The following is a 25,566-nucleotide window of genomic DNA, read 5'->3' on the forward strand; positions in this document are numbered from 1 at the left end:
AGGGGACCATCCACCACCGATATCCAACCTTAAATAGGCGGCGAAGCACTCACCACCCGCAGCGCCAGCCCTTCGTACGGATCCAGGGTGATGGTGAACTCCCCTTCCTCGGTCAAATCCCCTTCCACCCGCTCATTGATGATATCCACCACGGGGCCTGCGGCAATTCCCGGCAGGTGCAGTGTTTCCACGATGGGCTCGTTGCTGAAATTCAGCGCGGTGATCTGGGTGCCCTTGCCGGCTGGCAGCTCGTGCACCATCAGCAGCAACCCAGGATGCTCTACGTCCGGAATCAGGATCTGTTTGCTCGCGGCGATATCGTAGGCGCGGCGTACCGCGAGGATCTTCTTCAGCTGCGAGGCAAATGAATCAGGCCGCTGCAACTGGTCCACCAGGCTGCCGTACAAGGTCTTGGGCCGCGGCATGTTGCCTGCTGACAGTTCCGCCGTCGGGTCCAGACCCACCAGGTCATATGCACCGCGGTGAATCCAGCGCGTATCGCCATCGGCCATCAAATGGGCGACTTGCTCGGCGGGCAGCGTCAAAGCGCCGACCAGATCCCAGCCGGACAGGGCGAACACGCCCGGCTGCATGGCGTTGTACATCACCAGCAGCGAGTGGATGTGCTGGATCTGTTTGATGTCGGCATCGGTGATCTGGTCCAGATCGCGGATGCCCAAAGCTGCCGTGATGATGCTGGCCGTGGTGCAGGCGACACCATTGGTCACGAACTTGAGGTTGTAGGGTGCATGTTCGCCGGCCAGACGCTCGTACATCTCCTCGCGAATGTGCTCGCGCAGGATATTGCCGGGGAACGTCTGGCCCTGATACAGGTAGGTGTCATGGGCATGCAGCGTCCAGAAATGCACGAGCTCGAGGGTCAGCTCGTCATGGTTCTGCAAGGCATGGATCAGCGATGCCGGGTCAATGCCAAAGGCATGTACCTGGCGCAGCATCAAGCGCAGGAACTCGGTATTGCCCAGCAGCAATGCGTGCTGGTAGGCCGGTCGCGTGATGAAGTCGTAGGACAGGTCCGCGCCGCCGTGGGACATCGAAGCAATGTCGTCGATGGTCAGGTTCAGCTCCTGGAAACTGAAGCCGCCGGCCTTGCGAATGGCGCCGCCCAGTAATTGGTTACCGTTGACTGAAAGCGGGTGACTCTCCGACCAGGCCGGGCCCTCGGCCCGTCGCTCCACGCCCAGGAAGCCGTTGGCGTCCAGGCGCAGGATGCGCGCGCCCATGACGTCGATCGAATGCAGGGCATCGCCGATGATCATCTGCTGGGCGGCAAAGGTCGGGTCGAGCCAGTTCAGTGATGGCTGGCCCTCCTTGAAATAGTGCAGGTAGACCCAGCGCCGCGGTTTGCCATCCACCCCCACCACCACCGGCGTGGCGCTCCAGTCGGTTTCCTTCACCCCTGGCTCGAAGAAGATCACCCGCTGCAACTGGCCGACGATGTAATGCTTTTCCTTGAGCAGGTCGCAGGTTTCCGGTGGCAGATTGACTGCGTCCCGTCCGGCGGGTACTTCTGGCAACAGTGGCCAGTCGTCTTCCTTGATCTCCACCATGTGGTAGAGCCCGGGGTAGTCGGCGTAAGCCATCTCGGCGAGGCGAAAGTCCGCGCCTTTGCCGGTGTGTGAGGGAATCGCGTCGTCGATTACCACCGCGTTGTGTGCGGCGGCCATGCGGCTGAGCTGGATCATGTCGGCTTCGGTGCCCAACTCCGGGTCGATATCGAAGCTCATGCGGTCGAAGTTGCCATCCACACTGGGCGTGCGCTGACGTCCGCGCAAGCCGCCGGAGAGCTTCAGCGGCCCGTTATGGATACCCTGAATACCGATCTCCGACAGCGCGTGCCACAGCGTTTCGTCGCCCAAGGCCTGCAGTACCGAGCCACCCTCGCGGGTGACGATGGACGCCGGGTAGGCGGTAAACCACACCGAAGCGATCGCCGAAGCGTCCCGTGGCCGCGCCTGGGCGTAGGGCCGCTGCCAGAGCCGTGCCTGACCGGCGTACAGCTTGGCGCGCTGTTTTGCGGCGTTGAGCATGGACTGGTCAACCAGCCACTGGATGTAGTCCTTGTCCGGCGTAGTCATCGTAACCTGCCCTCTGAAAGTGTCCTTCCTTATGAGTACGACGGGCGGCTATCGTTGCATCAGGTACGGATATGGGTGATGCCCATGAGTTCGGCCTGGTGCAGGACATCCTCGGCATCGGCATCGGCGGCTGGCATCAGCAGGCTGTTCTCGGCATCGCCGAAGTGCAGTTGAAGCAGATGGAACGCGGCGACCTTTGGGGTCAGGGCGGTTTCGGGCAGCTCGAGGACGTGGGTTCGGGGCTCGTTGTTGAAGCGGTAGTCGATGGTGTGGGGATGTAGGGTCGGCATGGGGATTCCTTGTGTGTGTTGTTATGGGAAGCCATAAGTTGACTCTTAGGTCAGCTCGGTGTTCCGTTGGGCGTGGACAGGTTTTGGATTTGTGGGGAATGGTCCCCTCACCCCAGCCCTCTCCCTGGGGGAGAGGGAGCTAGAAGCACACCGCGTACGGCTCCCTCTCCCTCTGGGAGAGGGCTGGGGTGAGGGGACCATCCTCCACAAATCCCCCGGCCCCGACCCAGCACTCAAGCATTCACCCGCCCAGCCGATACAGGTCTTGAACCTGCCACAGGTATAGCCCCCATGGCCTTGCTGTCGTTGCCCCGTCTGCCCTTGATTCCCGTGCTTCTGGCCTGCCTGGCCGGCTGGACGGCTATTGCCCGCGGCAACGACGAGATCCGGGTGGTCACCGAGGAACTGCCGCCGTTCAACATGACGGTCAACGACAAGCTCACCGGTATGAGCACCGAGATCGTCGAAGCCGTTTTCAAGGAGCTGGGCCTCAAGCCGTCTATTCAGTCCATGCCCTGGGCCCGTGCCTATGACATGGCCCTGCATTCGGACAACGTGTTGATCTACTCCATCACCCATACCCCGGAGCGGGACACCCTGTTCAAGTGGGTAGGTGATATCGCGCCTACGCAGTGGTACCTGTACTCGCTCGCCAGCAAGCCGGTCCGCTTGACTGACCTGGAGCAGGCCCGCGCTTATCAGATTGCTACCGTCAAGGAGGACGTCGGTGAGCAATACCTGGCCAACCGTGGCTTCGTGGTCGGGCGCAATCTTCAGTCCAGCAACAAATACGAGTTCAACTACGAGAAACTCCAGCAGGGCCATGTCGACCTGTGGATTTCCAACGAGCTCAACGCCTTTTACCTGGTGCGCCAGACCGGGGAAGATCCGGCGCAAGTTTTGGTGCGCTCCCTGAGCCTGCCCGACCTGGGTGGCAACCAGGGCCTGAGCATGGCGTTCAGTCGCGGTACGCCTGACGCCACGGTGGAAAAATTCCGCGCCGGCCTCAAGGCCATCCGTGAAAACGGCACCTACGCTTCTATCGCCCGGAAGTGGCAATAACATGCAACCCTCGGTGGCCTTCGATCCTCGCCCGACCAGCTCGCTGGGCCGTCGGCTGGTCTGGGCGACCCTGGCGTTTTGCCTGTTGTTCACCCTGGCCACCGTGGGCGTGCGCACCTGGTTTGCCTGGCACAACAACCTCAGCACCATGAACTCGGAACTGACGCTGATCGATCAGGTGTTCCAGGGATCGCTGTCCAAGGCGGTTTGGGAACTGGACCGCGATACCATCAATGCTCAGGTGGAAGCGGTTGCCCAAGCCGCACCCGTGGGCAGGGTGGCGCTGCGGATCAACCGTGAGGGCCGCCCAGCCGAAGTGCTCGAACGTGTTCGCGACGGCCATTCGGCCGACCGGGTCGCGCCCTGGCTCGAACGCGAGCTGAAGGTCGAGCCCTACCCCGGCGCCAGCGAGTCGGTGGGCGAGTTGACCATCGAAGGCGATGAAGGGCTGCTGTGGCAGCGTCTGTGGAAGGAAGTCGCCAGCATTTTCATCACTCAGGTGATCCAGTCGTTGGCCTTGGCCGGTTTGGTGATGGCCATGTTCAATCGTACGGTGACCTTGCACGTGAGGCAGATTGCCCTGCACCTGGGCCGCCTGACGCCGAGCAATCTGGGCGAGCGCCTGAAGCTCGCACGCCGAGTGTCGCGCAACGATGAACTGCACTTGCTGGAAGCCGGGGTCAATGAGCTTCAGGACAATCTGGCTCGCTACCTGAAGCGTCAACATGAAGACGAACAGGCGCTGGCAGCCAGCCGCGATCACCTGGCCGAACTGGTGCAGGCCCGTACCGCCGAACTGCAGGCCGCCAACCAGCGCCTGGAGCTGCTGTCGCGACATGATCCGTTGACCGGCCTTGCCAACCGTCGTCATTTCGATGAACTCAAGGAGATCGAATTTCATCGCGCGCTGCGTCACGTCCAGCCGCTGTCGGTGTTGATGTGCGATGTCGATCATTTCAAGCACTACAACGATTTGCACGGTCATGCCGTGGGTGATCAGTGCCTGCAACGGGTGGCTGAAACCCTGCGCAGCCTGTTCAGCCGTTCGGGCGAACTGGTGGCGCGGCTGGGCGGCGAAGAGTTCGCGGTGTTGCTGCCTGGTGCCGACGCCCCCCATGCGCACCGGGCGGCCGAGCGCCTGCGCACAGCGCTGGCCGCGCAGCAACTGCCTCATGGCGGCTCGTCGGTATCACCCTGGGTGACGCTGAGCATCGGTGTGGCGCAATTGGACCCCGGTGCCATGGATCGCTTCGACGTGTTGCTGCAACGTGCCGACCAGGCGTTGTACCGCGCCAAACGGGAAGGCCGGGATCGGGTGATGAGCTGATGAAACTAGCGGAGAAGACCTCGATGTTCATGCGCCCTGCGGTATGCCTGGCCCTGCTGTCATGCCTGATCGCCGGCGGTGCCGGCGCCCAGACCATCGAAGTGGTCACCGAAGACGGCGCCTACAGCTATGTGCGCGACGGCAAGGTGACGGGCGTGGCCAGTACCATTGTCGAAGCAACGCTGCGCGAGGCCGGGCTCACCGATTACGAAATGTCGCTGTACCCCTGGGCCCGAGCCTATGACCGGGCGCGGATGAACGCGGACGTGTTGATCTATCCCATCGTGCGCACGGCCGAGCGTGAGTCGCTGTTCAAGTGGGTGGGACAGATCACCCGGGTCGATCCACAGTTCTACAAGCTGCGCGAACGCACCGATATCGTCGTCAAACGCGTGGAAGACGCGCGCGGTTACAGCGTTGGCGTGGTTCGCGACGATATGCGCCAACAGGCCTTGCAGGCGATGGGGTTTACTCGGATGGTGGTATCGGCGACCAATGCGGAGAACTTCCGCAAACTGTTGAACCGTCAGGTGCAACTGGTGCCCATGCCCGAAAGGGATGCACGGCTTCAGGCCCAGGCAGCGCACATCGCGTTCAGTGATCTGGAGGCGGTGTATTCGTTGGGTGATCAGGGCTACAGCCTGTATGTGGCATTCAGCAACACCACCTCCGATGAGATGGTGCAGCGAATGGTGGCGGCGTTCGAGCGGCTCAAGGCCAATGGAACGGTGCAGCGGTTGTTGGACGAGGACAGGTGACAGGGTGGGATCGGGGGTGAATGGTCCCCTCACCCCAGCCCTCTCCCTGAGGGAGAGGGAGCCGTACGCTGGTGTGTCGGCCACCTCAGTCCGCTTTCAGCCCCCTCTCCCTGAGGGAGAGGAAGCCGTACGCTGGTGTATCGGCCACCGCAGTCCGCTTTCAGCCCCCTCTCCCCAAGGGAAAGGGAGCCGTACACTGGTGTATCGGCCACCGCAGTCCGCTCTTAGCCCCCTCTCCCTCAGGGAGAGGGCTGGGGTGAGGGGACCATCCACCGCCGTCCCCCCTGCCCTACACCAACCCCGCATCAAACCTTGACGATCCACCCCTCAGGCGCTTCGACGGTACCCGCCTGAATCCCGGTCAGTTCGTTGTAGAGCCGTTGGGTGAACGGGCCCACTTCCTGCTCGCTGTAGAACACGTGCAGCTTGTCTTTGTATTCGATGCCGCCGATCGGCGTGATCACCGCAGCCGTACCGCAGGCGCCGGCTTCCTTGAACTGGTCGAGTTGATCGATCAGGACATCGCCTTCGATCACTTTCAGGCCCAGGCGCGATTGCGCCAGTTCGATCAGCGACAGACGGGTAATGCCGGGCAATACCGAAGGCGATTTCGGGGTCACGAATTCGTCGTTCTGGGTAATGGCAAAGAAGTTGGCCGAACCGACTTCCTCGATCTTGGTGTGGGTTTGCGGGTCCAGGTAGATGCAGTCGGCGAAGTTGGCCTTCTTGGCATTGGCACCTGGCATCAGGCTGGCGGCATAGTTGCCACCCACCTTGGCCGCGCCGGTACCGTTGGGTGCGGCACGGTCGTAACCGGAAATCACGAAGTTGTGCGGCTTCATGCCGCCCTTGAAGTAAGGGCCGACCGGGATGCAGAAGATCGAGAAGATGAACTCGGGCGCGGTGCGCACGCCAATGTTGTCACCGACGCCGATCACGAAGGGACGCAGGTACAGGGCGCCACCGGAGCCATAGGGCGGAATGAAGCGTTCGTTGGCGGCAACGACCTTGCGGCAGGCCTCGATGAACACGTCGGTAGGCACTTGTGGCATCAACAGGCGACCACAGCTGCGCTGCATGCGCAGGGCGTTCTGGTCTGGGCGGAACAGATTGATCGAGCCGTCCTTGCAGCGGTAGGCCTTGAGGCCTTCGAAGCACTGCTGGCCATAGTGAAGGGCGGTGGAGCCTTCGCTGATGTGCAGCACGTTGTCTTCGGTCAGGGTGCCCTGATCCCATTCCCCGTCACGCCAGTGCGACAGGTAGCGCAGGTCGGTCTTGATGTAGTCGAAACCCAGTTTGTCCCAATTGATGCTTTCGTGACCCATGACACCCTCTACCCTTTAGCGATCGCCTGAATTGCGCAGGCCTTTACGAATGGACACAACAATACTGTATTTGCTGAGCAGCCGCACCTCTTGGGCCTTGTGGTGGGCTTTCGGGCGTCTTCGCGGCTTCACGCCGCTCCTACAGGTCCGTGCGCGGTAGGCCCATGCTCGTCAACGCACCCGCCCCCAGCCCACCCCTGTAGGAGCGGCGTACAGCCGCGAAAGGGCCAGTCGCCACGCCCCTACCCTGCTCGCTGCACGCTGACGATGCCGTGCTCCAGCATGGTTGCCAGCAACACATCGGTCTTGTTGCGCAGGTGGTCCTCCATCAGCGCGCGCAACTTCTTGCCCTCGCCTTTTTTCAGGTACACCAGTATCTGTTCATGTTCGGTCACCGCCTGCAGCCAGCGTCCAGGGGTCGGATTCAGACGCCGACGCACATGGCGCAGGCGTGCATTGAGATTGCCGAACATCTCGGCCAGCACCTTGTTGTCGGCAATGCGCAGGATTTCCAGATGGATTCTCTGGTTGAGGTCGAAATACGCGGCCAGGTCACCCTGTTCATGGGATACCCGCATGGCGGCTTGCAGGGTCTCCAGATACGCAATGTCCTTGGCGGAGATTTTCTGGCACGCCTGCTCGCCAGACAAACCCTCCAGTGCGGCCAGCAGGGTCAGCATATTGGCCGCCTCATCCAGCGACAGGCTGGCTACTCGGGCGCGGCGTGTTGCCGAGATTTCCACCAGACCTTCCCGGGCCAGCATCTTGATCGCCTCACGCAGCGGCGTGCGCGACACCTCCAGTTCCTCACAGATGGCGCGCTCGGACAACGGCGCCCCCGGCGCCAGCTCGCCGCTGATGATTTTCTCGCGCAGCGCCAGGTAGGCGGTCTCGTTGATCTGCGGCTTGCTCTCAGGCATGGGCTAGCTCTCGGTTTTTGGTATCCCGAAGCTTAACCGGGCTGACAAACGGCGTCATAAAAAACTTGCCAAGGAATCAACACCCCCTATATTTGGGATACCAATTTCATATATTGGCATCCCAAAAAAGACCGATCACAAAACCAATTACAAGAAAGGTGTCGACATGAACAGCCTCACGCAACCCAACGATGTGGTGCTGCTGGAACGCAGCGGCGCAATCGCTACGGTGATCCTCAACCGCCCCGACAAACTCAACGCCACCACCTTGCAGAGTTGGCAGTCCCTGGCTGACACCCTGCGCCAACTGGATGCCGACGACAGCGTGCGCTGCATCATCCTGCGCGGTGCAGGCACCCAGGCGTTCGCGCCCGGCAATGACATCTCGGAATTCGAAACCAGCCGCAGCAACGTCGATCAGGCCCGCACCTATGGTCGCGTCATGCACGACGCGCTGGCTGCCATCGACGGCTGCCGCCATCCTCTGGTGGCCATGATCCATGGCATCTGTGTCGGCGGCGGGCTGGGCATCGCTTCGCTGTGCGACATCCGCATCTGTGGCGAGTCCAGCCGCTTCGGCGTCCCGGTGAACAAGCTGGGCCTGGCCATGGCCCATGCCGAAATGGGCGGACTGATGCGTATCGCAGGCCCCGACGTCACCCTGCAGATCCTGCTCGAAGGTCGCGTATTCGGTGCCCAGGAAGCGTTCGAAAAAGGCCTGGTCAGCCGCGTAGTGGCCGACGACCAGGTTGAAGCCAGTGCACTGCAAAGCGCGGAACGCATCGCGGCCGGAGCGCCGCTCATCGCCCGCTGGCACAAACGTTTTGTGCGCCGTCTGGAGAACCCGGCCCCGCTCAGCGCCCAGGAGTACGAAGAAGCCTTCGCCTGCTTCGGCACCGAGGACTTTCAGATCGGCTACCAAGCCTTCCTTGCCAAACGCAAACCCGTATTTGGAGGACACTGATATGGCCGGTCCATTGGCAGGAATGAAAGTCATCGAGCTGTCGCACATCATGTCCGGCCCGGTCTGCGGGATGATGCTGGCCGACATGGGTGCCGAGGTGATCAAGGTCGAGAAAATGGACGGCGGCGACGATTGCCGACGTTTCGCCCCTATCCTGGCGCACGGTGAGTCCGCCTCCTTCATGATGCTTAATCGAAACAAGCGCGACATCGCTCTCAACCTCAAGACCGAGGGCGGCAAGGAAGTGCTGCGCCGGCTGTTGGCCGACGCCGACGTGGTCACCGAAAACTATCGCAAGGGCACCATGGAAAAGCTCGGCCTGGGCTATGAAGAGCTCAAGGCGCTCAACCCCGGCTTGATCTACTGCTCGGTGTCAGGCTACGGCCGCACCGGGCCCTTCGCCGACAAAGGTGGCTTCGACCTGATTGCCCAGGGGCTGTCCGGGATGATGAGCAACACCGGTGAACTGGGGCAGGACCCGATCAAGGCCGGTTCGCCCATCGCCGACATCAACGCCGGCATCCTCGCCGCGCTGGGCATCGCCGCCGCCTACGCCCACAAGTTGCAGACTGGACAAGGGCAAATCGTCGACACCTCGCTGCTGGAAGCCGGTTTCCAGCAAATGTACTGGCCTGCCGCCAACTACTTCGCCGAAGGCGTAATCCTGCCCAAGATGGGCTCGGCCAACTCCACCAGCACCCCATACCAGGCGTTCCGTACCCGCGACGGCTGGATCAACATCGGTGCCGCCAATCAGGGTAATTACGAACGCTTGTTGCAGGTGCTGGACGCGCCGGAGATTGCCAACGACCCACGCTTCGCCACCAACCCGCAGCGCATGAAGCACCGTGAGGACCTGGTAGCCCTGATCACCGCACGGCTGATACAGGACAGCACCGACAATTGGGTCGAGCGACTCGACGCGGTCGGCCTGCCGGTGGGTGCGGTACTGGACATTTCCCAGGCTGTGGAGCACCCACAGATCCTCGAGCGGGAGATGATCGTTGAAACCCATCACCCCGTGACCGGCTCGGCGCGCAGCATCGCCCTGCCGATCCGTTTCTCGCAAACCCCCCGCCATGTTCACAGCCCCGCGCCTCTGCACGGCGAGCACACCGTCGAGATTCTTCGGGAGCATGGCTTCGATGCCCAGCGCATCGACGAACTGAGGCACGAAGGCGCCATCCTGGCCAAGACCGGCTGAGCCACCTACCGGGCCTGCTGCAGGCCCACCTACAGCGTTATCTACGACAACAACAAGAAGGTAGCGAACAATGAACAGGTTCAAGCTCAAGGCCACCACCACCGTCATGGTGCTGTTGTGCCTGATGTACTTCATCACCTACGTCGACCGCGTCAACGTCAGTACCGCCGCCGCGCATTTCAGCACCGAACTGGGGCTGAGCAATACCCAGTTGGGCTTCATCTTCTCGGCCTTTGCCTACCCCTACATGATCTTTCAGTTCATTGGCGGCTGGGTCAGTGATCGCTTCGGTGCCAAGCGCACCCTGATCGTGTGTGCGTTCATCTGGGCGGGGGCCACGGTGCTGACCGGCCTGGCGGGCGGCTTCCTCAGCCTGGTGGCGGCACGCATGCTGCTGGGCCTGGGCGAAGGGGCAACGTTCCCGGCGGCCACCAGTGCCATGGCGGCCTGGGTGTCCAAGGACAAGCGTGGCTTTGCCCAGGGCATCACGCACTCGGCGGCCCGGCTGGGCAATGCCATGGCGCCGATCATGGTCATGGGCCTGATGACCGCCTACGATTGGCGCTTTGCCTTTTACCTGCTGGGAGGCATCAGCTTTGGCTGGATTGTGCTGTGGTGGGTGACCTACACCGAGAAACCGGCGGACCATCCGCGCATCACGGCCGAGGAAATTGCCAATCTGCCGCCGCCCAAGGTGCGCCGCAAAGATGCACCCGGCACCTATCGCCGGCTGTTCAAGCGCATGATCCCGGTGTCCAGCGTGTACTTTTGCTACAACTGGATTCTCTGGCTGATGCTGAGCTGGATCCCGATGTACTTCATGCACAACTACAAGCTCAACATCAAGGAAGCCGTGTTGTTCACCTCTGGGGTGTTCTTTGCCGGGGTGGTGGGCGATCTGCTCGGGGGCTGGTTGAGCGACAGGATTCTGCACCGCACCGGTAACCTGAAACTGGCCAGGACCTGGCTGGTGGCAGTCTGCATGGGCTTGACCGGGTTGTCGTTGATCCCGGTCCTGTTGTTCAACGAGCCCATGTACTCGTTGGTGTTCCTGGCCCTGGCGCTGTTCTTCAATGAAATGACCGTGGGGCCCATGTGGGCCGTACCCATGGACATTGCCCATGACCGCGCCGGTACCGCGAGCGGGATCATGAACGGCACGGCGGCCACCGCCACCATCATCAGCCCCTTGCTGGCCGGTTACCTGATCGACCGCACCGGGGACTGGAGCCTGCCGTTCATGGTATCCATTGGTGTGCTGGCCTGCGGCATGCTGCTGACCTTTACCATGAAGCCGCAGAATGCCTTCGTGGCGGGACCGGAGTTGCAGCCAGAGATGGCGTTGAAACCGGCGGTATGAGAATTCAGGACGCGACCTTTCCCGGCTGGCTGCACCCGTAAAACCTGGGAGCGGGCTCTGCCCGCGATAGCAGCCGCAGGATCAGCGAAAATCCCGACTCTTCACATCCAGCCCATGCAACATCTCACTCACATCCGCCATGTACCCGGCAATCACATGGCGGACCCCATCCTTGTGCTCGAAGCGGCCCTTGACCTGCATCATCTGCGACCCCACCAGGACACGCCGCTGCCGTTCCGCCAAATCCCGCCAGACCACCACGTTGATCATGCCGAATTCATCTTCCAGCGTAACGAAGGTCACGCCGGTGGCGGTCGAGGGCCGCTGCCTGCCTGTGACCAGACCGGCGACGATTACCGGCCGCCCATGCTCCACCCCTTCCAGATCCTGAGAACTGCGCCAGCGCATGTCTCGTAACCGTGTCCGCAGCATGGCTAGGGGATGGGGACCCAAGGTGGTGCCGAGACTGGCATAATCGGCGTACATGTCCTCGCCGACACTGGGCGTGGGCAGGCTGATCGCGGCTTCGCGCTGACTGGGCAACGTCGCAAACAACGGCAACTGTTGCTCCACACTCGCCACATCCCAACGGGCTCGGTGCCGGTTGCCGGCCAGGCCGTGCAAGGCATTCGCGTCCGCCAACTGCTCCAGTGCACGATTGTCCAGCCCGGCGCGCCGCGCCATGTCGTTCACATCCAGGAACGCACCCGCTCGACGTGCCTGCTGCAGGCTACGGCCTGCGTCTTCATGCAGCCCCTTGATCATCCGCAACCCCAAGCGCAATGCCGGCTGGCGTTCGCCGCTGTCTTCAAGGCTGCAATCCCAATCACTGAACTGCACATCCACTGGCAGGATGCTCAGATGATGACGCCTGGCATCCTGAAGGATCTGGTCCGGGCTGTAGAAACCCATGGGCCAACTGTTGATCAAGGCGCAGGCAAAGGCGACGGGCTCGTGACACTTGAGCCAGCAACTGGCATAGGTCAGCAAGGCGAAACTGGCGGCATGGGATTCGGGAAAACCGTAGCTGCCAAAACCTTTGATCTGCTCGAAGATCTTCTGGGCAAACTCCAGGGTGTAGCCATTCTTGAGCATGCCCTCGGTCAGGCGAATCTGATGAGGCTCCAGTCCGCCATGGCGTTTCCAGGCGGCCATGGAGCGGCGCAACTGGTCAGCTTCGCCTGGGGTGTAACCCGCGGCGACGATGGCCAGCTCCATTACCTGCTCCTGGAACAAGGGGACGCCCAACGTGCGCTCAAAGACTTTTTTCAAGGCCTCGGAAGGATAACTCACCGGCTCTTCGCCGTTTCGGCGTCTCAGGTACGGGTGCACCATGTCGCCCACGATCGGCCCTGGTCGCACGATCGCCACCTCGATCACCAGGTCGTAGAAGGTCCGAGGCTTGAGCCTAGGCAGCATGGCCATCTGCGCACGTGACTCGATCTGGAATACACCAATGGTATCGGCGCGGCTGATCATGGCGTAGGTGGTGGCGCACTCCTGGGGAATGGTCGCCAAGGTGAGGTCGCGGCCTCGATAGCCACGTACCAGATCGAAGCAGCGCCGAATCGCGCTGAGCATGCCCAGCGCCAGGATATCCACCTTGAGCAAGCCCACCGCATCGAGGTCATCCTTGTCCCACTGGATCACCGTACGCTCGGCCATGGCGGCGTTTTCCACCGGCACCAGGGTATCGAGAGGATGCTCGGAAATCACGAAGCCGCCGGGGTGCTGCGACAGGTGCCGGGGAAACCCGATGAGCTCGGCCGTCAAGGCCATGACCCGCTTGAGCACGGGGCTGTCGGGCTCGAACCCCGCCTCCACCAGCCGCTCCACGGGTGGCAGATGGTCGCTCCAGCGGCCAAAACAGTTGGCCAGGGCATTGATCTGGTCGGGCGGCAGACTCAGGGCCCGAGCCACGTCGCGCACGGCGCCGGCACCCCGGTAGCTGCTGGCGACTGCGGTGAGCGCCGCGCGCTCGCGGCCGTAGCGCTTGAATACATACTGCAGGACTTCTTCGCGGCGTTCGTGCTCGAAGTCCACGTCGATATCCGGCGGTTCGTTGCGTTCCTTGGAGATGAAGCGCTCGAACAGCATGTTGGTCTTGCGCGGGTCCAACTCGGTGATGCCCAAAGCAAAGCACACCACCGAATTGGCAGCCGACCCGCGGCCTTGACACAGAATATGGCGCTCGCGGGCGAAGCGCACGATGTCGTGCACCGTCAGAAAGTAGCTCTCATAACCCAGTTCGATAATCAACTGCAGCTCGCGGTCCAGCAGCGCCTGCAGCTCAGCCGTCATGTCGGTGCCCCACCGCCACAAGGCACCGCGCGCAGTCAGCTCGCGCAACCAGCTGCCGGCAGTGTGTTCGGCGGGCACCAGTTCATGGGGGTAGTGGTATTGCAGTTGGCCGAGGTCGAATTGACAGCGCCGGGCAATCGCTACCGACTCGGCCAGCAAGGCCTCTGGATACAACTCGGCCAGCTGCGCCACCGGCCGTAGATGTCGCTCGCCATTGGCAAACAGAAAATGCCCGGCCTCGGCCACCGGCACGTGGTGGCGGATAGCGGTGAGGGTATCCTGCAACGCGCGACGACCCCGGGCGTGCATGTGCACATCACCGCTGGCGACCGCCGGCAGGCCCAGTTGCGCCGCCAACCCCTGCAAGGCTTGCAGCCGCCGCTGGTCGTCGGGGCCACGGTGCAGCTGAACACTGACCCACAGGCGCCCGGAAAAGCGCCCCTTGAGCCAGTGACCATGGGCCAGATCGAACGGCTCACGGGGCACCCAAAGCGCCAACAGACCCTGGCGGTCGATAGCGTCGAGGTCTTCGCGCAGCAGCTGATACCGACCCTTTGGTGCGCGGCGTCGAGCCAGGGTGATCAACCGGCACAATGCCTGATAGCCCGCCAGGTTCTGCGCCAGCAACACCAGTTTGGGCCCTTGATGGATCTGCATCTCACTGCCGACGATCAGCGCCAACCCGGTTTCCTGGGCGGCTTGCCACGCACGGACGATACCGGCCATGGTGCATTCATCGGTGATCGCCAAAGCCTGGTAACCATGGGCAGCAGCACGGGCGAACAGCTCCTTGGCGCTGGACGCACCCCGCTGGAAGCTGAAATTGGACAAGCAATGCAGTTCGGCGTACTCCACGCTCATCAGAACCAGCCTTGCAGCACCAGCTCGCTGCCCTCACCTACCGTTTGATACGCCCAGGCCTGACGGCCAGCGGCGGTTTGCACCCGATAGTAATCCCGGCGTACGTCCCCACCGTCCCACCAGCCAGATTCGATACGCTCAGGGCCGGCGAGGATGCGCAGCCCTGATTCGACCAGCGGTTGCGGCGCCGGCAAGAGCCAGCCTGGGCGTCGTGGGGCGAGGTCCAGCAAGCCGCCCTTGAGAGGGCGATCCAGACGCCAGGCGCACTCCGGCCGGTGGTCTGCATGGGCTCGCACTTCCTGTAGTGCCTCATCGCCGAGGCGAGCCCGCAGCCGCTCGCGCAGCTGTTCCCAGGGCTGACTTTGTTGCGGGCGCTGGTCGAAAAGTTCCTGACGGCTGGGCACGAACGTGGGCAGGTCCTCGGCCACCAGCCGCACCACCTGCACCGGCCGGGGTACCTGCAACTGTTCGAAGCGGCCACGGGCCAACTCGAACAGCATGCCCGCATCCCGCTCGGCGCCCAGCAAGCCCACCTTGACCAGGGTGTCTTCGCCCACGGCATGTTGCAGATGCAAAGTGAAACGCTGAACCCCGGCATCACGACCGGCCAGATACGCTGCCAGGTCGCTGATCAGACGGCGCAGCGGGAACAGCAGGGCCTGATGGGATTCCACATCAAAATTCAGTTCAATGCGTTGATCGAAGAAATCCGGAGGATTGAAGAACTCCAATGCCAGCCGACGTTGGCCCAGCAAAGCATCAAGATGGTTGAGCACCGTTGCCGGAAACCGCCGCGCCAACTGCGCACGCGGCAGACCCAGCACCTGTCCAAGCTGGCGTAGGCCCATGCGCTTGAGGGCAATGGCGTTTTCTTCGGGTAAGCCAAGGCGATCGATCGGCAGCCGGCGCAAGGTGCCGAGCAGTGCCGCCTCATCGTCGACCGCCAGGCCATCGTAGGCATTGGCGAGCATTCTTGCGGCCACTGGATTGGGTGCCAGGGTGATCCGATGGCTGAAACCCAATTCGGTGAGCTCGGCACGCAGGCGGGCCTCGAACGCCGGCCACGGACCGAAAAGGCCCAGGGTCGACTGCACTTCCAGCAGCAGCACCCGGGGATAATGCAGGCTGACCTGTGAGCTGAAGCGGTAGGCCCAGGCGGCCAGGAATTGTTGCCAGTGTTCGATCTGCTCAGGCTCGTATTCAGCGGTGGCAAAATCCTTGCTCAGCAATCCGGCAGCCGTCAGCGACTGTCCGGGTCGCAATCCCAACGCCCTGGCGGCCGGATTGACGGCCTGTAGCACCCGACGCTGGGTCGGACCGCTGACCAGGGCCAGGGGTTGCGCAGCGTCGTCGCGCTGGCGCATCACACCATCGAGCGCCAGCTGCGGCAACAGAATGCAGGCCCAGAGCATGGCCGCTCAGCTCCATGAACCAAGGGCGACCGGGGCGGTGGGTGCCAGCCCGCCCCGACACTTGAGCACGCGCAACTGGGGCGGATTGCCTTCCAGTGTCAGGCGCAGCGCCGCCGGTGAAGGGTTCACCGCCGCCTGCAAGGGGCGCAGGGCAAAGCCCAGGGTTTCACCTGTTTCCGCGGCGACCTGCAAACGCCGCAGCGCACGATCATCGGCCCCTTGCGGCCAGCACAACACGGCACCACAACTGCCGGAGCGCAGGCACTGCTCCGCGGCCCACAAACCCTCGCTGCCCTGTGCCTGCACAACCGCCAGGCGCGCCATGTCGACGCCGGCGGCCAGCCATGCCTGCGGATAGGGAATGAACGGCGCTCCCACCAGGACCACCCGCTCGCCCGCCTGAGTCAGGCGTGCCAGGGACGGCCACAGCAACTGCAATTCACCACTGCCGTCGTTCGCCAGGAGGATTTCGCTCAACGCTGCCGGGGGCCAGCCACCACTGGGCAGGGCTGCATCCAGCAGAGCGTGGCCGGTGGGCTGCACGCCGAGCGGAGGTGCCTGCTGACGCCCACGCCAGATTCGCCGCTGGTCGAGCAGGCCGTCCAGGCTGACTACGGCCCCCATCATCGCCGCAGCAACCCACAGAAGATGCCTTCGATGGAAAAGTCGCGGTCATCCGCCACTTCGATGGGGGCATAGGCCGGGTTGCGCGGTAACAGGCGCAATCCCCTGGTACTCAACTCCAGCCGTTTGATGGTGACTTCACCATCCAGGCGCGCTACCACGATCTGCCCGCTCAGGGCTTCGGACTGCTGTTTGACACCCACCAGATCGCCATCGAGGATGCCGTCGTCGATCATCGAGTCTCCGGCTACCTGTAGCAGGAAGTCCGGGGTGAGGGTGAACATCCGCGGGTCGAACATCAGGTGTTCAGCCACCGCAGCGCCGGGATCGATGGGCACGCCGGCAGCCACCTTGCCCAGCAGCGGAAGTTCGAGCATCTGCCGCGCTGCATGGGGTTCGAGCAGGCGGATACCCCGAGCTTGGTTGGCGCGCACTTCGATGAAGCCTGCTTCGGCCAGGGCGACGATGTGCTTGCGCGCTACGCTGCGCGAGGCAAAACCGAACGCCTCGCTGATTTCGGCGAGGCTGGGTGGCTGGCCCTGTTCCGAGATGCGGTCGCGGATGAAGGTCAGGATGGCGGTACGGCGAGGGGTCAATGTGCTCATGGAGTACATTTGTACTCTTTCAGAGCGCCATTGGGAAGCACCTCTTATCGGGGTTCAGAAACCGCTGCGCGTCTCGTCGAAACAGGCATCGATCTCATCGACTCGCGGCTCGCGCAGCGCCACCAAGGCGTCCGTAGACCACTCCAGCAAGCCGCGCTCGGCGAATTCACTGAGCCAGCCCTCCATGGGCCACACTTGCCAGCGTTGGTGAAAGCGCCGAGCATTGGCTAGGATGGCCTGAAAATGGTTGAGCGGCGGGCGCCACGTGGGATGGTATTGATGGAAGGCCAGCGCTGAAGACACGCGCATGTCGATGCCCTTGGCACGGGCGGCGAACGCAAAATCCGTGTCTTCCGCCCCGTAACCGGCATAGCCCTCGTCGAAGCCGCCGATGGTTTCGAATACCTGCCGGGTACAGGCGAAATTCAACGACCAGAACAGATGATGGGGCAAGGTCGAGCCCGGCTCGCCCCGATACTGACTGAGCGGGTGTACCACGGCTTCACGCAACAGCGACATCTGAGTCCAGGTCGCAAGATTGGCGCTGTCGGGCAGGTACCGCACCTCCCCCACCTGCACGGCATCGCCATGCCTTGCAAAACCCTCAGCGTACTGCTCGACAAGCCCTTCGCCGGGAATGCAGTCGACATCCAGAAATACCCAGCGCCCTGCGTTGCAGTTGCGCACGGCGTTGCGGGCACGGGCCAGGGGCAGACCTGGCTCATCGCCCTGTACTTGCAGACAATGAATGGGGAAACGCGGGCTGGACAGGTGACGGGCGGGCTGGTTCATGCACACCACCCACAGCGCATCAGGCGCTCTGCTCCCCCGCTCCAGGCCCCGTATCAGGTTGTCGAGCTGGCGCTCACGGCCATGTACCAGCGTGATGACATGCAGCGGCTCAGACGCCATTGGCGAGGCTGCGCAGATGTTGACCCATGCCCTGCTGGGCGCGGCAATCGAGTCGGGCGCTGGTCTTGACCCTCACCGATCCGCTCCAGGCAATGCGTCCGCCCAACTCTTCAAGCCGTCGCACCAGATGCACGTCCTCATGAGCCGCCAACGCCGGAAAGCCACCGGCGCGGACGTATGCCTGGGTGGCAATGCCCAGATTGGCGCCATGGATATGGGGGTGATCTTCGGCGTCGTTGTAGCCCGCCAGATAACGCGTGCGTACGTCGACGCTGTGCTCATCCCAGCCCTCCACGTCGACCACGCCACATACGGCGTCTACATCGTAGGCCAGCTGTGCAACCAGCCAATCGGCTGGCACCCAGCTATCGGCGTCGGTGCAGGCGATCCAGCGCGCACCCGCTTGCACCAGATGCTCGGCGCCGGCAGCGCGGGCGATGCCGACGTTGCGGGCGTTGACCGAAACGATGGTCACCGGGTAGCGCTGGGCGATCTGGCGTGAACCATCGGTACAGGCGTCCAGCACCACAACGATGCGCACACGCTCGGTGCACAGCACACCGTGCTCGGCGGCCTGCATGACCGAGCGCAGGCAGCGCTCCAGGCAGGCTTCTTCATTGTGGACGGGGATGACAATACCGATCATGCAAAACCTCTGAAAACGTGGACGGTCTAGGCCTTGATGGCACATGACCACTAATCGACCGTCCGCATCCTGCAGAGGTTTCACTGCACCGATGAAATACCTGTGGGCTACTCGAGGCCTACTTTCAGCAATTCGCCGTCGGCGTCATCGGTCAGCACGTAGAGGTAGCCATCAGGCCCCTGGCGCACGTCGCGGATACGCTCCTTGCGATCAGCCAGCAGACGTTCCTCATGCACTACCTTGTCGCCGTCGAACTGCAGGCGGATCACGTCTTCGGACACCAGTGCGCCGATGAACAGGCTATGGTCCCAGGCTTTGAACTTGTCGCTGTCGTAGAAAGCCATACCGCTGATACCGGGCGACTTTTCCCACACGTGGTAAGGCCCGGTAATGCCCGTGCCGGTCTTGCCCTTGGCTTCGGGGATGGGCAGGCCGTTGTAGTTGATGCCGTGGGTGTAGAGCGGCCAGCCGTAATTGGCACCGCGCTCGATGATGTTCAGCTCATCGCCGCCGCGGGGGCCGTGCTCGTGGGTCCACAAGGTGCCCGTCCAGGGATTCAAGGCCGCCCCTTGCTGATTACGGTGCCCGTAGGACCAGATCTCCGGGCGCACGCCCTTCTGACCTACGAAAGGGTTGTCCTTAGGGATTTTGCCGTCAGGAAAGATACGTACGATCTTGCCTTGCAGTTTGTCCAGGTCCTGGGCCGTGGGGCGTTGGTTGTTTTCGCCCAGTGCGATGAACAGGTAGCCATCGCGGTCGAACACCAGTCGCGAACCGAAGTGGTTGCCCACCGAAAGCTTGGGTTCTTGACGAAAAATGGTTTCGAAATTTTCCAGCTGCGTCAGATCCTCGGACAGGCGTCCGCGACCTACCGCGGTACCGCCGTTGCCATCAGGGCCCTCTTCGGAATAGGACAGGTAGACCAGGCGATCTGCCTTGAAGTCCGGCGACAGCACCACATCCAGCAAGCCGCCCTGGTTCTTGGCCCAGACCTTGGGCACTCCGCTGATCGGCGACGACACCTTGCCCTGAGCACTCACCAAACGCAGGTCGCCGGGCTTCTCGGTCACCAGCATGCCTTTGTTGTCAGGCAGAAAGGCCAGCCCCCACGGCTGTTTGAGGCCGTCGGCCACGGTAGTGACGGTGATCTGCCCCAGTTCACTTTTGTAAGTCTGGGCATTGGCGGCGAAGGTTTGCACCGGGGCTTGCATCAAGACAGCGGCGCACAATGACGCCAACAGGGTTTTACGCTGCATAAAGCTTTTCCTTTTGCTCACGGAGTAGTCGTTGGGTTACGCGGCTGGCGGTTCTCGCTGGGCGCCCGACGCAGGTTTTCGCCATTGCCGATGCCGCGATTCTCCAGGGTGGGCGGCCGAGGATTGTCCACCCGCGGCGTCGTGCTGCGAATTTGCGGATTGGGAGCAGTGGTTCCCTGGCGACTGTTAGGGTTGATCCGGCGTATGGGGCTGTTATACGGGTTGGACGTATCGCTGGCCGCTATCATAGGCACCGGCCTTCCCTCTTCGGCCACGGCTCCGCCCGCCGTCAGACAGCCTGAAAGAAGGATTGCCAACCACTGAATTTTGATCACTGCCCCACCCATCCATCTGTGCTGAATTCTCAGGTTGGATAACCTTAGTCTCAATGGGTTCGCTCAATAGCTATATGCCAGCGCTAGACATGATTCCTTTTGTAACAGTGCACCGCTGCCAAGTGCCCTCGCCACCCTCACAAATCCCCTGTGGAAGCGGGCTCTGCCCGCGATGGGGCCCTCTCTGCCAATGCCCATCCCAAATCCTTCAGCGATCTGACCGCCCCATCGCGGGTAGAACCCGCTCCCACAATAGATCTACAGCGGCGACACAATCCAAGCCACACCCCAAACCCCTGTGGGAGCGGGCTCTGCCCGCGATGGGGCCCACTCTGCCAATACACATCGCAGATCCTGCGGCGACCTGACCGCCCCCATCGCAGGTAGAACCCGCTCCCACAACAGATCCACAGCGGCGACGCGATCCAGGCCCCACCCCAAATCCCGGTGGGAGCGGGCTCTGCCCGCGATGGGGCCCTCTCTGCCAATCCACATCCCAGATCCTGCGGCGACCTGCCCGCCCCCATCGCGGGTAGAACCCGCTCCCACAGAGATCCACAGCGCCGACACGATCCAAGCCACACCCCAAATCCCCTGTAGGAGCGGGCTCTGCCCGCGATGGGGCCCGCACAAACACCGCATGCCGAACGGTCAATTCCACCCGCTGTACATGACATATCTCGACCCTATCTCACCCAGCATGAGCGCAGGCAAGCCTATACATTGGCCATTTTTCCAAGGGCAAGGAATGCCAACTCCATCCTCCAAAAATCTACGCACGGGCCGATATTCCGAAAATGGCCGCATTTATCTACTCACCAGCGTGGTGCTCAATCGCGAGCCGATCTTCACAGATTGGCATTTGGGAAGATGTGTGGTCACGGAAATGCGCAATGTGCACCAAACGGGCGGGGTCACCTCGCTGGCCCTGGTTGTAATGCCAGAGCATTTCCATTGGCTGGTAGAGCTCCACGACACCGAGTTGGCCGATGTGATGAGAACAGTCAAATCGCGCTCAACCAAGGCCATCAACCGCAAGGCGCAGCGAAGCGGTCCGCTCTGGCAGCCCGGCTTTCACGATCGAGCGTTACGGCGGGACGAAGATCTGAAGGCAGCCGCTCGATACATTCTGGCCAATCCCCTCCGCGCCGAACTCGTCACCAGCCTGCGCAACTATCCCCTGTGGGACGCCATATGGCTCTGATAGCTGGCCCTACAAAGAGACCCACACCGCGATGCGATTCAGGCCGCACCACAACCCTCTGTGGGAGCGGGCTCTGCCCGCGATGGGGACCTTTCGGGCACTGCACATGCCGGATTCTGCGGCGAGCATGCTGCCGTCATCGCGGGTAGAACCCGCTCCCACAGGAGATCCGCGGCGGCGACGCGATTGAGGCCACACCACAAATCCCTGTGGGAGCGGGCTCTGCCCGCGATGGGGGACCTCTCGGGCGCTGCATATTCCAGATCCTGCGGCGAGCATGCCGCCGCCATCGCGGGTAGAACCCGCTCCCACAGCAGATCCGCGGCGGCAACGCGATTCAGGCCGCACCACAAATCCCCTGTGGGAGCGGGCTCTGCCCGCGATGGGGACCTTTCGGGCGCTGCACATGCCGGATTCTGCGGCGAGCATGCCGCCGCCATCGCGGGTAGAACCCGCTCCCACAAGAGGTCTACAGCGCCGACACGATCCAGGCCCCACCCGAATTCCCTGTGTGAGCGGGCTCTGCCCGCGATGGGGCCCTTTCTGCCAATGCACATCCCAGATCCTGCGGCGACCTGACCGCCCCCATCGCGGGTAGAACCCGCTCCCACAGGAGATCCGCGGCGGCGACGCGATTCAGGCCGCACCACAGATCCCTGTGGGAGCGGGCTCTGCCCGCGATGGGGACCTTTCGGGCACTGCATATTCCAGATTCTGCGGTGAGCATGCTGCCGCCATCGCGGGTAGAACCCGCTCCCACAGGAGATCCGCGGGGGCACCCGATTCAGGCCGCACCACAGATCCCTGTGGGAGCGGGCTCTGCCCGCGATGGGGACCTTTCGGGCACTGCATATTCCAGATTCTGCGGTGAGCATGCTGCCGCCATCGCGGGTAGAACCCGCTCCCACAGGAGATCCGCGGCGGCGACGCGATTCAGGCCGCGCCACAAATCCCTGTGGGAGCGGGCTCTGCCCGCGATGGGGACCTCTCTGCCAATTCACATCCCAAATCCTGCGGCGACCTGACCGCCCCCATCGCGGGTAGAACCCGCTCCCACAATAGATCCGCGGGGGCGGCGCGATTCAGGCCGCACCCTAAATCTTTGTGGGAGCGGGCTCTGCCCGCGATAGGGACCTTTCGGGCGCTGCATATTCCAGATCCTGCGGCGAGCATGCTGCCGCCATCGCGGGTAGAACCCGCTCCCACAGGAGATCCGCGGCGGCGACACGATCCAGGCCACACCACAAATCCCTGTGGGAGCGGGCTCTGCCCGCGATGGGGCCCTTTCTGCCAATGCACATGCCTGATTCTGCGGTGAGCATGCTGCCGCCATCGCGGGTAGAACCCGCTCCCACAAGAGATCCGCGGCGGCGACGCGATTCAGGCCGCACCACAAATCCCCTGTGGGAGCGGGCTCTGCCCGCGATGGGGACCTCTCGGGCGCCGCATATTCCAGATCCTGCGGCGAACACGCCGCCGTCATCGCGGGTAGAACCCGCTCCCACAGAAGATCCGGGGCGGCGACGCGATCCAGGCTGCGTCACAAATCCTTGTGGGAGCGGGCTCTGCCCGCGATGGGGGACCTCTCGGGCGCTGCATATTCCAGATCCTGCGGCGAGCATGCCGCCGCCATCGCGGGTAGAACCCGCTCCCACAGGAGATTCGCGGCGGCGACGCGATTCAGGCCGCACCACAAATCCCCTGTGGGAGCGGGCTCTGCCCGCGATGGGGACCAATGCACATTCCAGATCCTGCGGCGACCTGCTCCCACAAAGAGGCCCAGGCGGCATCAGAACCGGGCCGAACTCGATTCGCCTGAGGACCAGAAACTCCATATTCCAAACACGCACCCTTTCATGCCCATCCCATACTGGTCACTAAGGCCTGATCCGAATATGCTGGGAACACATTTCCAAGCCTACCTACCATGTGTACCCCGAATGAAAATTGATGACATCGATGCGTTCGTTGCGGTGATCCGTTGCCAGTCCATCAGCCAGGCTGCCCATGCTTTGCAACTGACCCAGCCGGCGATCACGCGGCGGGTGCAGAATTTCGAGCAGGCGCTGGGGGTCGAGCTTTTCGATCGCAATACCAAGCCGCTCAAGCCTACCCTGATGGGCTCTCAGGTGTATGAGCAGTGCCGGCTTATCCTGCGGGAAATGGATGCACTGCGCGAGCTGGTCGCCCGCGATACCCCGCCCAGCGGTGCTCTGCGCCTCGGTGTGCCGCAAACCTTGGGTGATGTGGTGCTGCTCGATGCGCTCAAGCATCTGCGTGACAGCTTCCCTGGCTTGCGCGCTCAGGTTTCCACCGGCTGGGGCGGTCATCTGGTGAACAAGATCGAGCGCGGCGAGCTGGATGCGGCGGCAGCGTTGTTCCCGGCGGGCAAGGTATTCCCCGACAACATCATTGGCGACTCCATCGGCAAGATGGAGTTGGTCGCAGTCTGCGCCAGGCAGCAGTGGGCCAAGAAACCTGCCAAATTGGCAGACGTGTTCGAGCGCGGCTGGGTATTGAACCCCGATGGCTGCGGTTTCAGGGCAGGCTTGCAGCGTACGCTGTCCGATCAGGGCCTGAGCCTGAAGCTGAACCTGGAAACCTTCGGCACCGAATTGCAGCTGGGATTGGTGGCCGAAGGCATGGGCTTGGGCCTGGTGCCACGCGAGCTATTGGAGCGCAGCGTCCACCGCGACCGCCTGGAAGTGCTCGCGCTCAAGGACTTCAAGCCGGTGATGGATCTGTTTTTGATCTACCCGCGCTTTCTCGGCAACCTCCAGGGCCCGGTGGCAGCGTTCGGCGACTGGGTGGCCAGATCTCTGAAAGACCGCCCCGCCGCCTGAACCCCAGAGATCAGGCCGGCACGGCTACCGGCATGGACGGCTGAGGAAAGTACTGGGCGAAGGTCACGTTGTCGTGCCGATCCACCAGCTTTTTCAGGCGCTCGTTGAACGCCCGGCCTACCCCATATTGGCCACCCGAAACGGTGCGGAACTGAGCCGTCAGCACAATGCCATTGAGGTCCATCTTATCCACTCCGAACACCTGCAGCGGCCCCTGCAGGTTGTGCTTGAGCATCACGTCGTCGACGATGGATTGCCCAGACTGCTTGATCAGGTCCAGCGCCGTATCGATGTCGCTGTCATAGGTGAACTGCACCGAGAAAAAGGCATACGCGAACTGCCGCGACTGATTGGTGACCGCCTTGATCTGACCAAACGGCACGGAGTGGACGAAGCCCTTCCCGTCACGCAAGCGCAACGTGCGGATGGTCAGGCTTTCCACGGTACCTGCATGCCCCGAGTCGAGCACCACCCAGTCGCCAATGGCGATGGTGTCTTCGATCAGGATGAACAGCCCGGTAATCACATCCTGCACCAGTTGCTGGGAACCGAAGCCGATGGCCAGGCCTACCACACCGGCACCGGCCAGCAACGGCGCGACGTTGATGCCCAGGTTGGCCATGGTGGTGATTGCACAGATCACCACCAGAACGATCTTGATGGCGTTCCGCAGCATCGGCAGGATGGTTTTGACCCGCGTACTGGGCTCCCGGGAAGCGCGCTTGCCCACTGACGGTTTCAGCGCTTCCTGGATGGCGGTGTCCAACACCACCCACAACAACCACGTCACCAGCAGAATCAAACCGATGCTGCTCAGCGAATCACTCACCGCGCGCCCAAAGCTGTTGCGGGCGGCGAACTCCAGCACCGATATGCCCCAGATGCGACCCAGCAGCTCGATGAACGCCACGGCCATGGCAATCCGCGCCAAGGCATGGCCCAGATTGCGCAGCAGTTCTCTATAAGGGCGCAACTTCTGAGCAGGTACCCCCTGCGCAGGTTTGAACAGATGCTGCATGACTGTACTGAGAAACACCGTACCGATCAGCAGAATGGTGGTCAGCAAAGCACTCTGCAACGCCTTCTGGCTTTCTTCACCCGCTCCGATCAAATGCACGGCCGACACCAGGATCATCAGCAGAATGGGCAGGTACCACACCCCTGAGAAAATCCGCAGCGATTCCTGCACTGCCCGGTGCTGTGTGCGCTGGTGCAGGGAGCGATTGCGAATCAGATGGGCGACCGGGCGGCGCATGCGCAC

General features: G+C 62.6%; 21 protein-coding genes. 8 read left to right on the top strand and 13 right to left on the bottom strand.

Annotation, left to right across the window (positions count from 1 at the left end):
• Positions 1-29: 29 nt before the first annotated feature.
• Both treS and B3397_RS19265 read right to left on the bottom strand, forming a co-directional pair.
• Entirely contained in the window at positions 30-2,096 is a 2,067-nt protein-coding gene (gene treS / locus B3397_RS19260) for a maltose alpha-D-glucosyltransferase (RefSeq protein ID WP_296253192.1), read from the bottom strand.
• A 59-nt stretch (positions 2,097-2,155) separates the two neighbouring features.
• Positions 2,156-2,386: a hypothetical protein gene (locus tag B3397_RS19265; protein ID WP_296253194.1), complete on the bottom strand. Its 231-nt coding sequence runs from the start codon at positions 2,384-2,386 to the stop codon at positions 2,156-2,158.
• A gap of 291 nt (positions 2,387-2,677) precedes the next feature.
• Here B3397_RS19265 and B3397_RS19270 point away from each other — a divergent pair, with 291 nt between their 5' ends.
• The 3 genes from B3397_RS19270 to B3397_RS19280 are packed head-to-tail and all read left to right on the top strand — an operon-like array spanning position 2,678 to position 5,533.
• A complete protein-coding gene (locus B3397_RS19270) occupies positions 2,678-3,448 on the top strand; it encodes a substrate-binding periplasmic protein (RefSeq protein ID WP_296253195.1) in 771 nt (256 codons plus the stop codon).
• Between the two features lies 1 nt (position 3,449).
• The gene (locus B3397_RS19275; protein ID WP_296253198.1) at positions 3,450-4,775 is read left to right on the top strand and encodes a diguanylate cyclase domain-containing protein; all 1,326 of its coding nucleotides are present in this window, start codon (positions 3,450-3,452) and stop codon (positions 4,773-4,775) included.
• A complete protein-coding gene (locus tag B3397_RS19280) occupies positions 4,775-5,533 on the top strand; it encodes a substrate-binding periplasmic protein (protein WP_296253200.1) in 759 nt (252 codons plus the stop codon). Before B3397_RS19275 ends, B3397_RS19280 begins: the two co-directional genes overlap by 1 nt.
• A 305-nt stretch (positions 5,534-5,838) precedes the next feature.
• Here the strand turns inward: B3397_RS19280 and B3397_RS19285 are convergent, their stop codons facing one another.
• Positions 5,839-6,858: a branched-chain amino acid aminotransferase gene (locus tag B3397_RS19285; RefSeq protein ID WP_296253202.1), complete on the bottom strand. Its 1,020-nt coding sequence runs from the start codon at positions 6,856-6,858 to the stop codon at positions 5,839-5,841.
• A 242-nt stretch (positions 6,859-7,100) separates the two neighbouring features.
• Entirely contained in the window at positions 7,101-7,778 is a 678-nt protein-coding gene (locus tag B3397_RS19290; RefSeq protein ID WP_296253204.1) for a GntR family transcriptional regulator, read from the bottom strand.
• A gap of 166 nt (positions 7,779-7,944) precedes the next feature.
• On the opposite strand from B3397_RS19290, the gene B3397_RS19295 reads away from it, so the two are divergent.
• The 3 genes from B3397_RS19295 (at position 7,945) to B3397_RS19305 (ending at position 11,306) form a co-directional block, all read left to right on the top strand.
• Positions 7,945-8,742 (top strand): enoyl-CoA hydratase-related protein, encoded by a 798-nt coding sequence (locus tag B3397_RS19295; protein ID WP_296253206.1) that lies wholly within the window; start codon positions 7,945-7,947, stop codon positions 8,740-8,742.
• A gap of 1 nt (position 8,743) precedes the next feature.
• Positions 8,744-9,946, top strand: a complete 1,203-nt coding sequence (locus B3397_RS19300) for a CaiB/BaiF CoA transferase family protein (protein ID WP_296253209.1) — start codon at positions 8,744-8,746, stop codon at positions 9,944-9,946.
• Positions 9,947-10,016: 70 nt separating this feature from the next.
• A complete protein-coding gene (locus tag B3397_RS19305) occupies positions 10,017-11,306 on the top strand; it encodes an MFS transporter (RefSeq protein ID WP_296253211.1) in 1,290 nt (429 codons plus the stop codon).
• Positions 11,307-11,387: 81 nt separating this feature from the next.
• Here B3397_RS19305 and B3397_RS19310 read toward each other — a convergent pair whose 3' ends face one another.
• The 8 genes from B3397_RS19310 to B3397_RS19345 all read right to left on the bottom strand — a co-directional run bounded on the left by B3397_RS19310 (position 11,388) and on the right by B3397_RS19345 (position 20,270).
• The gene (locus B3397_RS19310; protein WP_296253213.1) at positions 11,388-14,468 is read right to left on the bottom strand and encodes an error-prone DNA polymerase; all 3,081 of its coding nucleotides are present in this window, start codon (positions 14,466-14,468) and stop codon (positions 11,388-11,390) included.
• Entirely contained in the window at positions 14,468-15,880 is a 1,413-nt protein-coding gene (locus B3397_RS19315) for a Y-family DNA polymerase (protein ID WP_296253215.1), read from the bottom strand. Before B3397_RS19315 ends, B3397_RS19310 begins: the two co-directional genes overlap by 1 nt.
• A gap of 6 nt (positions 15,881-15,886) precedes the next feature.
• Complete coding sequence (gene imuA / locus B3397_RS19320; RefSeq protein WP_296253217.1) at positions 15,887-16,507, bottom strand: translesion DNA synthesis-associated protein ImuA; 621 nt, start codon at positions 16,505-16,507, stop codon at positions 15,887-15,889.
• Positions 16,504-17,118, bottom strand: coding sequence for a transcriptional repressor LexA (lexA, locus tag B3397_RS19325; protein WP_296253218.1), 615 nt, complete (start codon positions 17,116-17,118; stop codon positions 16,504-16,506). Before lexA ends, imuA begins: the two co-directional genes overlap by 4 nt.
• Before the next feature lie 45 nt (positions 17,119-17,163).
• Positions 17,164-17,901, bottom strand: coding sequence for a glycosyltransferase family 2 protein (locus B3397_RS19330; RefSeq protein WP_296253220.1), 738 nt, complete (start codon positions 17,899-17,901; stop codon positions 17,164-17,166).
• A gap of 109 nt (positions 17,902-18,010) precedes the next feature.
• Positions 18,011-18,667 (bottom strand): glycosyltransferase, encoded by a 657-nt coding sequence (locus B3397_RS19335; RefSeq protein WP_296253222.1) that lies wholly within the window; start codon positions 18,665-18,667, stop codon positions 18,011-18,013.
• 107 nt (positions 18,668-18,774) lie between these two features.
• A complete protein-coding gene (locus tag B3397_RS19340) occupies positions 18,775-19,923 on the bottom strand; it encodes a PQQ-dependent sugar dehydrogenase (RefSeq protein ID WP_296253224.1) in 1,149 nt (382 codons plus the stop codon).
• 17 nt (positions 19,924-19,940) lie between these two features.
• Positions 19,941-20,270 carry a hypothetical protein gene (locus B3397_RS19345; RefSeq protein ID WP_414704413.1) on the bottom strand — a complete coding sequence of 110 codons (330 nt, stop codon included), beginning with the start codon at positions 20,268-20,270 and terminating at the stop codon, positions 19,941-19,943.
• 736 nt (positions 20,271-21,006) lie between these two features.
• Here B3397_RS19345 and B3397_RS19350 point away from each other — a divergent pair.
• Complete coding sequence (locus B3397_RS19350) at positions 21,007-21,462, top strand: REP-associated tyrosine transposase (RefSeq protein ID WP_296253230.1); 456 nt, start codon at positions 21,007-21,009, stop codon at positions 21,460-21,462.
• Between the two features lie 1,940 nt (positions 21,463-23,402).
• Positions 23,403-24,305: a LysR family transcriptional regulator gene (locus tag B3397_RS19355; protein ID WP_296253225.1), complete on the top strand. Its 903-nt coding sequence runs from the start codon at positions 23,403-23,405 to the stop codon at positions 24,303-24,305.
• Positions 24,306-24,315: 10 nt separating this feature from the next.
• On the opposite strand, the gene B3397_RS19360 is transcribed toward B3397_RS19355, so the two are convergent.
• A partial coding sequence (locus B3397_RS19360) for a mechanosensitive ion channel family protein (protein ID WP_296253227.1) occupies positions 24,316-25,566 on the bottom strand: 1,251 nt, incomplete at its 5' end.

It is taken from the genome of Pseudomonas sp. UBA4194, from assembly GCF_002379585.1.
Lineage (GTDB): Bacteria > Pseudomonadota > Gammaproteobacteria > Pseudomonadales > Pseudomonadaceae > Aquipseudomonas.